Here is a 14,854-nt window from a genome sequence, read left to right on the forward strand (position 1 = left end):
ACTCTTTCAATCTTTTTAATTTTTCAATCTTTTAATCAAAAAAAATGCAAACAACAGATACAGTATTAATGATAGAGCCGATTGCATTCGGTTATAACGCTGAAACAGCGAAAAACAATTACTTTCAGGTAGAACAAACGGGTTCTGACATCCAGTCGAAAGCTTTGGCAGAGTTCAATACCTTTGTCGGAAAACTGAGGGGAAAAGGAATCAATGTAATCACGATAAAAGATACGTTGGATCCCCATACTCCGGATTCTATTTTCCCAAACAACTGGGTAAGTTTCCATAAAGACGGGAAAGTGGTTTTATATCCGATGTTCGCTTCCAACAGAAGAGTGGAAAGAAGAGAAGATATTATTGAAAGCATCAAAGATCAGGGATTTGAAGTTGCTGAAATTGATGACTGGTCTTTCTCAGAAACTCAGGGGCATTTCCTGGAGGGGACGGGAAGTATGATTTTTGATCACGATAATAAAATTGCTTACGGTTCCGTTTCTTTGAGGCTGGATGAAAAACTGTTCAGGGAATTCTGTACAAAATTCGGATTCACTCCGGTTGTTTTCCACTCATTTCAGACGGTAGGAACAGAAAGACTTCCAATCTACCACACCAATGTCATGATGTGTGTGGCAGATCAATTTGTGGTAATATGCCTTGACTGTATTGATGATGAGCTGGAAAGAGAAAAAGTAACAGAAACGATTAAAGGTTCTGGAAAAGAAATTATCGAAATTTCAGAAGATCAAATGCAGCAGTTTGCGGGAAATATGCTTCAGGTTCAAAATAAAGACGGAGAGAAATTTCTGGTAATGAGCCAGACGGCTTATCAATCTTTATCAGCAGATCAGGTGGCGGCTATTGAAAAATACTGCGAAATTATCTATTCAGACCTTAATACCATTGAAGTAAATGGAGGAGGAAGTGCAAGATGTATGCTTGCTGAGGTTTTTCTTCCAAAAAAATAATATATTTACGAAAAAATTAATTGAACCCATTATCAAGTAAAGGTTTACATATTCTTCTGACTTTGGAAACAGAGTCAGAAGATTTGTTATTAGACAGCAAAGGTTTTCTCGAGTTTACAGAAGAAATTCTGAAAACCAAAGAGGTGGAAATTGTAGGAGTGACTAATCATATTTTTGAAAATGAAAGCTTTACTTCCGCAGTAATCCTTAAAGAATCTCACCTTTGTATTCACACGTGGCCGGAGTTTAAACAGCTTACTTTTGATGTTTTCCTTTGCAATTATTCACAGGACAATACCACAAAAGTAGAGCAGATTGCAGATGAGGTGGTTCAGTATTTTAAAGCTAATACCATTCAGAAACACAAAATTTACAGATAACCAATGCACTATGTCTGCCCAGCATGCGAATCAGAAAATAAATTAGACCTCACTTTTCCTGTTGAAGAATATGTTTGTAATACCTGTTCTCATCTCATTGATGTAGCTGGAAACAAACAAATGAAACATTTGAAAGTCCCTACAGAAAACGTTGCATTAGATGTCGGGCAAAAAGGAAAAATAGGAGAGGAAGAATATACTGTTGTTGCCATTATTGTTAAGCGGTATGGGTCCAGTATTTTCTGGCGCGAATATTATCTCAAAGACAGCAAAGGAAATGATGCTTTCCTGAGCGAAAGTGATGGGCATTGGGTTTTCCTGATTCCAATGCATCCTGACGATTTTAAAAGTAAAAATTCGAAATTACCAACCTATGCCGGACGAACGTATCGCTGGTACGAAAATTCTCAATGCAGTATTGAGGCAGCCGCCGGTTTTTTTGATGAACATCTGGATTTCAGCATTGCTACCTATAAAGAATACGTCAACGGAACACGCATGATCTCTCAGGAGAAGAGCAGCAAAAAAAGTCAGTATTTTTATGGGGTACATATCTCAAAATATGAGGTTAAAAGAGCTTTTAAAATAGCTAATATGCCCTATTATACAGGAGTTGGGATTGTTCAGCCTTATTATTTTGATATGAAACAGGCTTTAAACATCTTTTGTGTAGCTGCATTGATGATATGTCTGCTTCAGTTGTATGTTTATATCTCAAGAACAAACGAAACTGTTTTTGAGCAGTCTATCAACTTCGCTGATGTAAAAGATAAAGAACTTGTCAGTAAAAGCTTTACTCTTTCAGGCGGTTCAGCACCATTAAAAGTCAATGCTTTTTCAGCGGTTGATAATTCATGGGCGAATATTCAGCTGAGTCTTGTGAATGAGAATACTAACGAGGTGGTATATACTTCAAAAGATATTGAACAATACCACGGTTATGAAGATGGCGAAAGCTGGTCGGAAGGAAATCAGTCTGAAGAATTCAACCTTTGTGGGGTAAGCTCCGGAAAATATCATTTCCTAATTTCAGCTGAAAAAGAAGGATCATTATTACCTGCATTTTCCGGTCTTCAGTCGCCAGATTCAAAAATATTGATCTCCAGGGATAAATCCGGGGTTCTGGATGTTACTGATCTCTATACAGCACAATCCACCACTTTCATAGACGGGAAAACACTGGAAAAAGATACCACAGAATTGGGTAAACTGGTGAAAGCATCCTTTGGAACTTCAAAAATAGATTCCCTGATCAATGCTGAAGGACTAAAGCTTACAACGGATATTGTTGCATCCAACAACGATGTTAAGATTAAAGCAACCTGGCTTCCCGTTTCATTCTGGAATTTTGGAGTTATTTTATTCATAATGATTATTCTGTTTGTGGCGATGCTTATGGGAAAACATTCCTTTAATGTGAAGAAATGGAAGAACAGTTCAAACACCCCTTATTCTACATCATGATGACCAATATTGTAAACTACATAAGACAAAACCTGATGCTCTGCGTGATCGGAGGGTTTTTCATGACCCTGTTTGTATACCTTACCTACCAGGGAAGTCAGGTCTGTGACTGTGCGAAAACAGAAACATACCGCGACGGAACTACAAAAAGCCACTCCAGAGGAGGAGTTGGATTCTACAGATACTATCACAAATAAAAATATAAAACTATGGACAACATCAATTTCTTACCCATATTAAACTCGGTTCTTTACTCATTTCTGGGAATCGCTATTCTGCTGGTATGCTATTTCATTATTGAAAAACTTACCCCGGAAAAAACATGGCATGAGATCGCTCAGAACAAAAATATAGCACTGGCTATTGTTTTCGGAGCATTTATCATCGGAATTTCAATGATTATAAGCGCTGCAATTCATGGATAAGAAGAGGATTCCTCTTGAGCTGCTTTTATTGTTTTCAGTATTCGTCATTGCTACATGTGGATTGATTTATGAATTGGTGGCCGGAGCCCTGGCGAGCTATCTTTTAGGAGACTCTGTAAAGCAGTTTTCTTTCATTATCGGGGTGTATCTATTTTCAATGGGAGTAGGTTCTTACTTTGCGAAATTCATCAAAGGAAATCTTATTGATAAATTTGTTGAAATCGAAATCCTTGTAGGAATCGTGGGCGGAATCAGTTCTGTTGTACTGTTTATTTTGTTCAATACCCTTGCCCATTTTGAAAGCGTACTCTATCTTTTTGTCTTTTTCACAGGATGCCTCGTCGGAGTGGAAATTCCGCTTTTGATGAACATTCTGAAAGACAGAGTGCAGTTTAAAGATTTAGTTTCAAATGTCTTTGCATTCGATTATATCGGAGCTTTACTGGCTTCGATTCTTTTTCCATTGGTTTTAATTCCGAAACTGGGAATTGTAAAAACGCCTTTGTTTTTCGGATTGATTAATATCTCTATTGCGATATTTCTATGTTACTACCTTAAAAAAGAATTGTCGAAACCATTCTCCTTAAAAGTAAAGTCTATTGCTGCCTTTGTTTTTCTGCTGGGACTTTTCATGTTCTCAGATACTATTTTGTCTTATTCCGAAGAAAAATTATATGGTGAAAATGTAGTGTATACCAAAAGCTCACCCTATCAGAGAATTGTGTTGACGAGAAATACGCATGAGTTTCGTCTCTATTTAAATAATAACTTACAGTTTTCATCCACTGATGAATACCGTTATCATGAAGCCTTAGTACATCCTGCGATGTCGATGGCAAAAAATATTGACAATGTTCTGATTTTGGGAGGAGGAGACGGTTTTGCTGCAAGAGAAGTATTGAAATATAAAGACGTTAAAAAAATAACGCTTGTGGATTTGGATGGTGAAATGACTCAGTTTTTCAAGACCAATGAAACCATGCGCAGACTGAACCAAAGTTCTTTTTCCAATCCTAAAGTGGAAGTCATCAACAAAGACGCTTACATTTGGGTTAAAGAGAACAAAAAAAAGTTTGATGTCATTATCATCGACTTTCCCGATCCATCCAATTACAGCTTGGGAAAACTCTATTCCCTGCAGTTTTATAAAGAACTGGAAAGACTGACAACTCTTGATACCAAAATTGTGGTTCAGACCACCTCGCCGTATTTTGCTCCGAAATCTTTCTGGTGTATAGAAAAAACGATCAATCAGATTTTCCCTTTTACAGCCGCATATCACACCTATGTTCCGTCTTTTGGGGAATGGGGATTTTCTATGGCTTCGTTTGAACCCATCAACAACAGGATCTACAGAAAAATTCCTGGGTTAAAATATTATGATTACAACTTTTCACAAATGTCCTATTTTAATAAAGACATGAAAGTGAAAGACGTAGAAGTTAACCGTCTGGACAACCAGATATTAGTTCGTTATTTTGATGAAGAGTGGGGGAAAGTACAGTAGGAAGGATTTTCTTAAAACTATATTTTTAGGTAGTCTTATGCTCCCTTTTCTCCAGTATTGTGGAAAGAAGGTAAAGTCATTATTACTGAAGATAACAGGTACAAATCATGTTCTCGGGCATCAGCTTTGGGCAAAAGATTTTCCATCGTTTTCAGAAGTTATCCGCACAAAATATCTTATCGTTGGCGGCGGGATTTCCGGGCTTTCGGCATGTCGCTTTTTTAATCTGAATAACGAAAGTGATTACCTTCTCCTTGAAATGGAAAACAATCTGGGAGGAAATTCTTCAAACGGACAAAATTCATTTTCTAAATTTCCTTTAGGTGCGCATTACCTACCTTTACCCAATAAAGAGAACATAGAAATCATAGAATTTCTTAAAGAATGCGGAATCTGTCTTGGAAGTGATGAGAACGGAGAACCCATTCTTGATGAATACCAAATGACTTTTCCACAACAGGAAAGACTGTTTTATAAAAACTCCTGGCAAAACGATATTGTTCCTCAAAGAGGTATTTCCCCCGAAACACAGCAAGAGCTCAGCCGCTTTTTTAAACTGATGGATGAACTGCGTGTAAAGAAAGATGCACAGGGGAAATATTGGTTTGCGATCCCGGTACATGATTCAAGCAGAGAAGATGAGGCTGTAAACCTTGAAAAGCTCATTTTCAAAGACTGGCTCAAAGAGAATAACTATCACTCTGAAGAACTTCTCTGGCTATTAGACTATTCCTGCAGAGACGATTTTGGATTAGGAATAGAGTATGTCTCGGCATGGGCTGGAATTCATTATTTCGCCGGAAGAAAAAACAATTGGAGTACCCAATACAAAGATCAGGTATTTACTTGGCCGGAAGGCAATGCAAGGCTGGCAAAACATTTCTCAAAATATACTGAAGGAAAGCATTTGTCCGGTAATCTTGTCTTTGAGGTAAAACTCAATGATAAAGTTGAGGTACTGAGTTTTGACAATACACAAAAGAAAACCCAAAAGATCATTGCTGATAAAGTACTGTTTGCATCACCTCAGTTTGTCAATGAAAGAATTTTAGATCATAAAAAAGCATCGTCATTCAATTATGTACCCTGGCTTTTAACAACCATTACTTTGAAGAATGAATTCGGAGGAGATGAAGAGTTGGCCTGGGATAACGTAATCTACGGATCTTCCGGATTGGGCTATATCTTTGATCAGCATCAGAATCTTAACCAGATTATGGGTGAAAAAGTAATTACCCACTATAAGAGTTTTTCAACAGGAGATTGTAGAAAAGCAAGGAAAAAGCTGTATGCCATGAAAGACGCTGAACTGAAAGATTTAGTTTTAAATGATCTGAAGAAAGCACACCCTCTGATAGAAGATTTCATTCTGGAAATGCAGTTTCATAAAATAGGACATGCTATGATAGCACCAGTTCCTAACCAGATTTTTGGAGAAGAAACCCGAACAGTAAAAGAACCTATTGAAGATAAAATTTTCTTTGCGCATTCCGATCTTTCAGGAATATCTATTTTTGAAGAAGCCTTTTATCAGGGAATCCGGACTGCGGGCCAAATGATATAAAATGATACGATGAAACAACCCTGGATACATAACGCAAAAACAGACTGGTGGTTTATTTTATCACCGCCTTTCCTGGTGCTGTTGATTATTTTTCTTTTTCAGAAACAGATTCAGTGGTTGGAAAACCATTATTCTTTTTACACATGGCTTTTTCTGATTGTTTTTGTGGATGTAGCACACGTATATTCCACTCTGTTCAAAACATATTTTGTTAAAGGCGAAATTCAGAAAAATAAACTGCTTTATCTAGGAATTCCCTTTGTGAGCTGGATATTGGGAATTATTCTGTTTCAATTCGGGAATCTGACATTCTGGTCGGTACTGGCATTGGTAGCTGTTTTTCATTTTATACGCCAGCAATATGGTTTTATGAGAATCTACGCCCGTTTTGAACCGAATAACTGGAGTAAGAAAATAGATGAGGTGGCTGTTTATTCTGCTACCATTTATCCCATGCTGTATTGGTTTAAAACACCGCGTGCCTTTACATGGTTTGTCAGCAATGAGTTTGACTGGCTTAAAAATCTCCCGGATTATGTCCCTTTGATGACCATAGTATATTTCGCCATTCTTACCATTTGGGTGATCAAAACTGTTTTTGAAGCTTTTAAAACAAAGAATATTAATATTCCTAAAGCAGCATTGATTAGCGGAACTTTCCTTTCCTGGTATTTTGGGATTGTTTACTTTAATAATGATCTACTTTTTACTTTTCTCAATGTCATCTCCCACGGAATTCCCTATGTTGCACTGATCTATATCCGGGAAATCAAACAAAAAGAAAATCCCCAGCTGAGCTGGATGTCTATTTTTAAATCCGCTTCAGGAATATTTTTGTTTGTAGGCGTTATTTTAGGTTTTGCCTTTTTGGAAGAACTTTTATGGGAAACTTTAGTTTGGAATGAACATTTTTCCCTCAATATAATGGTGTCAGAAAAATTATTTCAGTTTCTCATTCCGTTGCTGGTCGTTCCACAACTTACTCATTATCTTCTGGATGGCTTTATTTGGAGAAAACCCAAAAAAGTTAGCTAACTTTGCGATAATCTTTAAAATCTAAAAATGAGACAATATTTTCTGGCATTAGCAATTTTTCTTGGAATTATTGTAGGAGCCCAGCAGAAAACGTTCTGTAATCCTATTAATATTGATTATGGTTATACTCCTTTCGAAGTTTTTTCAAAACAGGGAAAACACCGTGCTACAGCAGATCCGGTAATTGTTAATTTTAAGAATAAACTGTTTCTTTTTTCTACAAACCAGGAAGGATACTGGTATAGCGATGATATGCTGGACTGGAAATTTGTAAAAAGGAAATTCCTCAGAGATAATAAATATACCCATGATCTTAATGCTCCGGCTGTCTGGGCAATGAAAGATACTTTATATGTCTACGGTTCAACGTGGGAACAGGACTTTCCCATCTGGAAAAGTACAAACCCAACCAAAGATGACTGGAAAATTGCAGTGGATACGCTAAAAGTAGGAGCGTGGGATCCGGCATTCCATTATGATGAAGATAAAAATAAATTATACCTCTACTGGGGCTCAAGCAACGAATGGCCATTATTGGGAACAGAGGTAAAAGTAAAAAATCTTCAGTCTGAAGGTTTTGTAAAACCTATTCTTAAACTAAAACCTGAAGACCATGGCTGGGAACGTTTCGGGGAATACAATGACAATGTCTTTCTTCAGCCTTTTGTAGAAGGCGCCTGGATGACTAAACATAATGGGAAATACTATATGCAATATGGTGCTCCTGCAACAGAATTCAGTGGATATTCTGATGGAGTATATGTGAGCAAAGGTCCGCTAGAAGGTTTTGAATACCAACAGCATAATCCATTTTCCTATAAACCGGGTGGTTTTGCCAGAGGAGCAGGCCACGGAGCTACTTTTGAAGACAATTATAAAAACTGGTGGCATATTTCAACCATCTTTATTTCCACCAAAAATAATTTTGAAAGAAGGCTGGGAATCTGGCCGGCAGGTTTTGATAAAGACGATGTAATGTACTGTAATACGGCTTATGGAGATTATCCAACTTATCTTCCACAGTATGCACAGGGAAAAGATTTTACAAAAGGTCTTTTTGCAGGATGGATGTTGCTGAATTATAATAAACCGGTGCAGGTTTCATCTACTTTAGGAGGATATCAGTCCAATTATGCTGTGGATGAAGATATCAAGACCTATTGGAGTGCTAAAACAGGAAATTCAGGAGAATGGTTCCAGACTGATCTTGGTGAAGTTTCTACTATTAATGCCATTCAGATCAATTATGCAGATCAGGATGCAGAGTTTATGGGGAAAACTTTGGGAAAAATGCATCAGTATAAAATCTATGGATCTAATGACGGGAAGAAATGGAATGTGATTGTGGATAAAAGCAAGAATACGAAAGATGTTCCTCACGACTATGTTGAATTGGAGCAACCCGCAAAAGCCCGTTTCCTTAAAATGGAAAACCTGAAAATGCCTACCGGTAAATTTGCATTAAGTGGTTTCAGAGTATTTGGAAAAGGAGCCGGAAAACAGCCTGCCAAAGTAGAAGGTTTCGTACCTTTAAGAGCCGATCCTAAAAAATATGGGGAAAGAAGAAGTATCTGGATGAAATGGCAGCAGAATCCTGAAGCAGACGGCTATGTAATTTATTTTGGAAAGACTCTGGATAAATTGTACGGAAGCATCATGGTGTATGGAAAGAATGAATATTTCTTTACCGGAGCAGACAGAACAGATGCTTACTATTTCCAGATTGAAGCTTTCAATGCCAATGGTGTTTCAGAAAGAACAGCTGTCGCAAAATCTGAATAAATCAATTTAAAATAAAAAATAGCACGTTTTGAATAATCAGAACGTGTTATTTTTTGTCTGCTTTTTTAAGAAAAGTTTCAATTTTATCTATAAGAAATTGATCATTGGGTTGTTTATCCCAATCCAGATGTCCGCCATTGAATTGATAGGATTCATGGATAACTTGATTTTTATTTAAAGTTGAATCTAAGATTTTTCCTTGAGTAGAAGGAATCACACGATCCGAACTTCCATAATAAGATAGAGTAGGAGGAGAATTTTCATTTATCCATTTAACAGGACTGGCAAAATCTATTCTGGATATTCCAAGTCCTGATGCACGAGGATCTACCAATCTTCTTTCCACAAAAGAATATTCCTGATAATTTTTGAAACCTGGATCTGAAAGGTCAGCAGGGCCAACAATATTAATAACTGCTTTTATCCTTTTATCTGTGTCGAATTTATAAGCATATAGCATGGATAAATGCCCTCCGGCACTGTTTCCTAATAATATGAATTTAGGATTGTACCTGAGTTTCTTTTCTAAGAAAGCAGAAACCTCTTTAATATCATTCATTTGATTAGGCAGTCCATAATTTGTTTCTGAAACCAGTCTGTAGTTCATATTAACAAAAACATGATCAGGAAACTTCTGCATTAGAGAAAGGGTGAAGAAGGTGAGCTGTGATTTATTTCCACTACGCCAGCCTCCACCGTGAATAATAATGAACACATCTTTTTCACCCTGAGATTTTTTGGTGGGAATATAGAGGTCCATAATCTGTTCCGGGCTGTTTCCATAATGAATATTTTCCTCTTTATCAAAGTGGATATCTTTGCCCAGCTCTATCTTCTTTTCTTTACAGCCATTCCATATAAAAAGTAAGATCAGGCAAATCAAAATAATAGGTACATCTTTTTTCATAACTATTAAATATAAAAAATCCGCTGAAAAGAATCAGCGGATACTGTAAGAATAATTGAATATGAAGAAAGAAATTTCTTTTTATCTTGTTCTGCTTTTAATAGCATCTGAAGCCCCTTCGATGTCTCTTACCTTTTTCACTTTCTGATTTCCGAAATTGTAGGTAAGGCTTACTGTTAAACTTCTGTTGTAACGGTTTTGATGGATGTAATTATAATTTCCGTTTTCTTGAAAGTCTTCAATTTTAACAATGTTGGTATTAAGAATATCATTTACATTCACTGCAAAAGTCCAGTCGTTCCACATTTTCTTAAGGCTGAGGTCTAAACTCATTAAATTTTTCAAAGAACCAAGCTCAATCTGCTGCTTGTCTACGAAGAAGTAATTAAGTCCAAAGAACCATGTTTTCTTTTTATCAAGGCGGATGGTATTGTTGGTCTGGATCAGAAGACTGGTAGAATTGGTTTTATTGGTATAGGTAATAAATTTCCCTTCAGGTCCTTTGTCATCTTTGAAGCGGTCTCCGGTAGTTGGATCAGTATCAAGACTCCCATTGTTAATATTATGCTGCACCCCAATATTAAAGTTGGTCGTCCAGTATTGTTTAAAAAACGATTTCTGAATACCTACCATCGCGGACATTTCCTGCTTATTTCCAAAGTTGGTTCTTATATACCTTAAAGCAGGATTTTCTCCTATTTTACCTTCAGGTGATACAGGATAACCCTGCAGCGGAACCTGTGTGATCGCATCCTGAATATAAGAATGGTTTAAAATCAGGAAATATGAATTTTTGTACATATAAGTAAGCTCCTGATTATAGGTGGAAGAGGCCTTTACAAATGGGTCATTCTGAGTATAATTATCATCTGTCAGGATGTTTCTTACCGGATTAAGTTCCCAGAAACTTGGTCTTCTCATTCTGCTAGAGAAGGAATAAGAAATATTGTTTTTATCATTAATTGCATAATTTAGGCTTAGATAGGGAAGAAGGTTTTTGTAATTTCTTTCAATTCTTCTAAGAGCCTCTGTGGGAGCGTTGTCAGAAGTTCCCAAACTGTTGGTAATCTCGTATCGGGCTCCTACTTTTCCAGAAAGTTTGTCGGAAATTTTTTTCTCAACGGTAATATACATTCCGTAGATGTTTTCATCATAGATAAAATGGTTAGGTCTTGAATCCGGAGCTTTTACGGGATTAAAAGAATAAGTAATGTTTTTAGAATCGTTATCGGTTTTGGTTTTGTTGTAATTTCCGCCTATAGATACAGTCAGATCATTTTTAAACTTTTGATTATAATCCACCATTCCGGAGAAGTTATTAATGATCTGTGGAAGATCCTGCATAACTTGTCTTGTTCTTTTTCCTACAACTCTGTCAATATCCGAAGCGAAGGTTTGGTTATCTGTGAACTGAAATCTTCTGTAGTTAAGATAAGCTGCATTTACATTAAGTTTACTGCCTAATGAATCTGTTTTTAATTCATAATTTAAATTCACAGAATTATTATAAGATCGTGCATCTTCTTTGTTTTTGGACCAGGTATATTCTGGTTCTTTTGCGTTTTCTTTTTTTATCGTATTAAACAAAGCTACTGTTGAATTGTAACTTTTATTAGCCCAGGTATTCCATGATAAGGCCAGATTGCTTTTGTCGTTCAGCTGGTAATCAATATTCAGATAACCTCCGATGTTTTTATTCGGATCATCAATATCTCCAGTAGATTCGTTAGAGGTCTTGGCTGTTCCGTTTCTTAACGTGTAAGTTTGTGCCTCAATATTTTCACCACCACTAAGGCTGGCGCTTACTCCCAGTTTGTTTTTTCTGTAATTGGCAGAGAAGCTTGCCTGGCTTCCGTTATATTTATTAGTGGTATTAGACATTCTCATGTTTCCATTGAGACCGTCACTCATTTTTTTCTTTAAAACAATATTAATGATCCCATCTGATGATTCTACCTGATACTCACTTCCGGGTACTGTAATCACTTCAATTTTCTGGATGTTTTCAGCGGGAGTATTCTTCAGGAACTGAGCCAGAGACTCAGAATCCATATTGCTTTTTCTTCCGTTGATATAGATCAGCGCATTATTTTTCCCTGCAATTTTCAATGTTTTATCATCTGTGGAAGATAATAATGGAGTCTGTTTAAGGAGATCAAAAGTGGTATTTCCTTTGGCTACAGGAGATGCTGCTACATCATATACAAAACGGTCACTTTGCTTTTTGAAAACCTGTTTTGTGATGGTAACTCCTTCTATATTTTTTGTTTTTGCCGTATCAGATTTCTTTTCCTGAGCAAATGCACAAGTACCGAATACGATGGCCATTGACAAAATTATACGTTTCATGTTGTTTTTATTTAAGAGTGGATTTAGTGGTATAGGTTGTATAGATTAGGTTCTTGATTTTACAGCATCATTCGCTGATTTCATTTCCCTTGCTTTTTTCAGTTTCTGGTTTCCGAAATTGTAGGTAACACCGATGCTCATGAGCCTTGGATAATTGAAGTTGGTGATATTATTAAACTTTCCGTTAGGCTGTACTCCTCTGACTCTGTAGAAGCTTTGATTAAATAAGTCACTCACTTCCGCTACAATCGTCCAGTCCCCTGCAATTTTTTTCAGACTGAAATCAAAGCTTTGTCTGGCGCCTATCATACCTCCTTCCATAGCGGTCTGGCTTGCAAAGAAGTAATTAACTCCTAAGAACCAGTCTTTTTTAGATGAAAGTCTGATGACGTTATTGATCGTTGCGGACATATTGTAGTTTTTTACATCAATGATATATGGATCCAGTGACTCGGATTCGTACTGACCCAGTTGAGAAGTTGGATCTTCCCATACTCCTCCTTTGTAGGTAACATAGCCTAAATTAACAGAATAGTTGGTTGTCCATATGTCTTTGAACCATGATTTGTTCATTCCCAGCGTAAGTGCGAGCTCTCTGTTTTTACCGTAATTGGTTCTTATATATCTTAAAAATCTTGTTGTTTTCATGATCATATTTCCGCCTGGGCCATAGACTATATTTCCATTTTTATCCCTTTCTGGAGTGGTTAAAGTTCCCTGTAACGGAAGCATGTCAGAAGCAGATGCATCTTCCACCATATTAAAGCTAAGATTGGCATAGAATGCATTTTTGTACATATAGTTCAGCTCCTGATTATAAAATTTTGAAGCAAGAACAAATGGATTGTTCTGTGTATAATTCGTAGGAGTGAAATAGGTTCTGGACGGATTGAGTTCCCAAAATCTTGGTCTTCTGATTCTGCTTGAGAAAGTATAACTCAGATTGTGATCAGAATTGATGGCATAATTTAAATTCAGGTAAGGTAAAAGGTTATTGTAGTTTCTTTCGAATCCTGTTTTTTCCAGAATCTCTCCGGTACTTCTGGTCATCTCGTAGCGGGCTCCTATTTTTCCGGATATTTTTTCAGTCAGTTTACGTTCATAGTTCAGGTAAATACCCAATATATTTTCTTTATAAATGAAGTGATTGGTTTGTTTAGGATCTATCACAAAATCACCACCTACTAATTTGTCTTGTTTGGTATCATTATCCGTGTTCGTATGATTGTAGCTGATTCCCATTAACCATGTTGCGCCTTTAGCCGTTTTTTTCAGGTAATCGATATTAGCGGCATAATTGTTAATGATCTGAGGGACTGATTGATGAAGCGCTGAATACTTGTTGATCGTATCGTTTGTTAAAGGAAAACTTTCATTGAAACTTACTTTATCCCTGTTGAACCACAGGTAAGAAACGTTTGAGGTAAGCTTACTTCCCAGAGAATCTGTTTTCATCTCATAATTCAAATTGAAAGAATGATTTCTGGTTTGCGCATCCTCGTTATTGACTGTTCTGTTATTTAATACGCCGTTTTGCCAGTTCGTAATATCCAGTACAGAATTGAAGCTTTTATTATATCTCATGTTGTAAGAGAATCCAAAACTGTGTTTTTTATTGATCTCATAATCAACATTGAAACCTCCTCCAAAATTTTTATTAGGATCATCATTAAATCCAAAAGATTCATTTTTGAAAGTAGGATCTCCGTTAGACAGCGTATATCTTTGTCTGTCTGTCCAGCTTCCCATTCTGAAATTAGAATTCCCAGACCACTTTCCTTGTCTGAAATTAAATGAAGCTCCAGCATTGGGATTATTGTAATAACCTTGCTCATTCTGCATTTTCAGCGTTCCGTTGTAGCCGTTATTTTTGCTTTTTTTCATTACAATATTGATTACTCCTTCTTTAGACTCAACCTGGAATTCACTTCCCGGAACTGTAATCACCTCAATTTTTTGGATATCCTCAGATGGAGTAGACTTCAGCATTTCAATCAATGCCTCAGCGTCCATATTGGTTTTCTTATTGTTGATATAGATGATCGCATCATTTTTTCCCAGGATCTTCAACGTTTTTCCATCAATACTGGAAATCATCGGAGTTTGTTTTAAAAGAGTAAAGGTGTTTGTTCCTTTGGCAATAGATGAAGAAGCTACATCATATACCAAACGGTCTCCTTGTTTTTTGAAAACCTGCTTCTTGATATTCACTGCATCAATAGCATTTACTTTCATACTGTCTTTTTTCTGCTGGGCAGTGATAAGTCCACCGAAAAATAGTGCTGCAATAAGAATTTGAGTCTTCATGATTATTCTTTTTTAATTAATAGCTTGTATGGTTAGTTATTTAACATTGCAAAGATATATAATAAATTTAGTATCATGCAATACAAAGTACTTAAAAATATTTTTGAATAATTATAATTGATTGATTATCAGTTAATAAAAATTACATTAAAAATATTGATTGCTT

At 36.4% G+C, this 14,854-nt stretch carries 12 protein-coding genes; 9 read left to right on the forward strand and 3 right to left on the reverse strand.

The annotated features are described in order from the left end of the window. Window positions 1-44: 44 nt before the first annotated feature. The 9 genes from ctlX (at window position 45) to CQ022_RS16365 (ending at window position 9,125) form a co-directional block, all read left to right on the forward strand. Complete coding sequence (gene ctlX / locus CQ022_RS16325) at window positions 45-968, forward strand: citrulline utilization hydrolase CtlX (RefSeq protein WP_105683353.1); 924 nt, start codon at window positions 45-47, stop codon at window positions 966-968. Between the two features lie 20 nt (window positions 969-988). After that, entirely contained in the window at window positions 989-1,348 is a 360-nt protein-coding gene (locus CQ022_RS16330; RefSeq protein WP_105683354.1) for an S-adenosylmethionine decarboxylase family protein, read from the forward strand. A 120-nt stretch (window positions 1,349-1,468) separates the two neighbouring features. Then, window positions 1,469-2,812, forward strand: coding sequence for a DUF4178 domain-containing protein (locus CQ022_RS16335; protein ID WP_228421748.1), 1,344 nt, complete (start codon window positions 1,469-1,471; stop codon window positions 2,810-2,812). After that, on the forward strand, window positions 2,773-3,009 hold the full coding sequence (locus CQ022_RS16340) for a hypothetical protein (protein ID WP_228421874.1): 237 nt from the start codon (window positions 2,773-2,775) through the stop codon (window positions 3,007-3,009). The genes CQ022_RS16335 and CQ022_RS16340 overlap by 40 nt, the downstream gene beginning before the upstream one ends. A 12-nt stretch (window positions 3,010-3,021) precedes the next feature. Then, window positions 3,022-3,237 carry a DUF350 domain-containing protein gene (locus CQ022_RS16345; RefSeq protein ID WP_045491052.1) on the forward strand — a complete coding sequence of 72 codons (216 nt, stop codon included), beginning with the start codon at window positions 3,022-3,024 and terminating at the stop codon, window positions 3,235-3,237. After that, window positions 3,230-4,744 (forward strand): polyamine aminopropyltransferase, encoded by a 1,515-nt coding sequence (locus CQ022_RS16350; RefSeq protein WP_105683356.1) that lies wholly within the window; start codon window positions 3,230-3,232, stop codon window positions 4,742-4,744. The genes CQ022_RS16345 and CQ022_RS16350 overlap by 8 nt, the downstream gene beginning before the upstream one ends. A 37-nt stretch (window positions 4,745-4,781) precedes the next feature. After that, on the forward strand, window positions 4,782-6,308 hold the full coding sequence (locus CQ022_RS16355; RefSeq protein WP_228421752.1) for an NAD(P)/FAD-dependent oxidoreductase: 1,527 nt from the start codon (window positions 4,782-4,784) through the stop codon (window positions 6,306-6,308). Window positions 6,309-6,317: 9 nt separating this feature from the next. After that, the gene (locus tag CQ022_RS16360; protein ID WP_105683358.1) at window positions 6,318-7,343 is read left to right on the forward strand and encodes a hypothetical protein; all 1,026 of its coding nucleotides are present in this window, start codon (window positions 6,318-6,320) and stop codon (window positions 7,341-7,343) included. 27 nt (window positions 7,344-7,370) lie between these two features. Continuing rightward, window positions 7,371-9,125 carry a discoidin domain-containing protein gene (locus CQ022_RS16365; RefSeq protein WP_105683359.1) on the forward strand — a complete coding sequence of 585 codons (1,755 nt, stop codon included), beginning with the start codon at window positions 7,371-7,373 and terminating at the stop codon, window positions 9,123-9,125. A 46-nt stretch (window positions 9,126-9,171) separates the two neighbouring features. On the opposite strand, the gene CQ022_RS16370 is transcribed toward CQ022_RS16365, so the two are convergent. The 3 genes from CQ022_RS16370 to CQ022_RS16380 all read right to left on the reverse strand — a co-directional run bounded on the left by CQ022_RS16370 (window position 9,172) and on the right by CQ022_RS16380 (window position 14,688). After that, the gene (locus CQ022_RS16370; RefSeq protein WP_105683360.1) at window positions 9,172-10,032 is read right to left on the reverse strand and encodes an alpha/beta hydrolase; all 861 of its coding nucleotides are present in this window, start codon (window positions 10,030-10,032) and stop codon (window positions 9,172-9,174) included. 81 nt (window positions 10,033-10,113) lie between these two features. Next, window positions 10,114-12,381, reverse strand: a complete 2,268-nt coding sequence (locus CQ022_RS16375) for a TonB-dependent receptor domain-containing protein (protein ID WP_105683361.1) — start codon at window positions 12,379-12,381, stop codon at window positions 10,114-10,116. A 45-nt stretch (window positions 12,382-12,426) separates the two neighbouring features. Next, entirely contained in the window at window positions 12,427-14,688 is a 2,262-nt protein-coding gene (locus tag CQ022_RS16380) for an outer membrane beta-barrel family protein (RefSeq protein ID WP_105683362.1), read from the reverse strand. Between the last annotated feature and the right edge of the window lie 166 nt (window positions 14,689-14,854).

Origin of the sequence: Chryseobacterium culicis (assembly GCF_002979755.1) — a bacterium.
GTDB lineage: Bacteria > Bacteroidota > Bacteroidia > Flavobacteriales > Weeksellaceae > Chryseobacterium > Chryseobacterium culicis_A.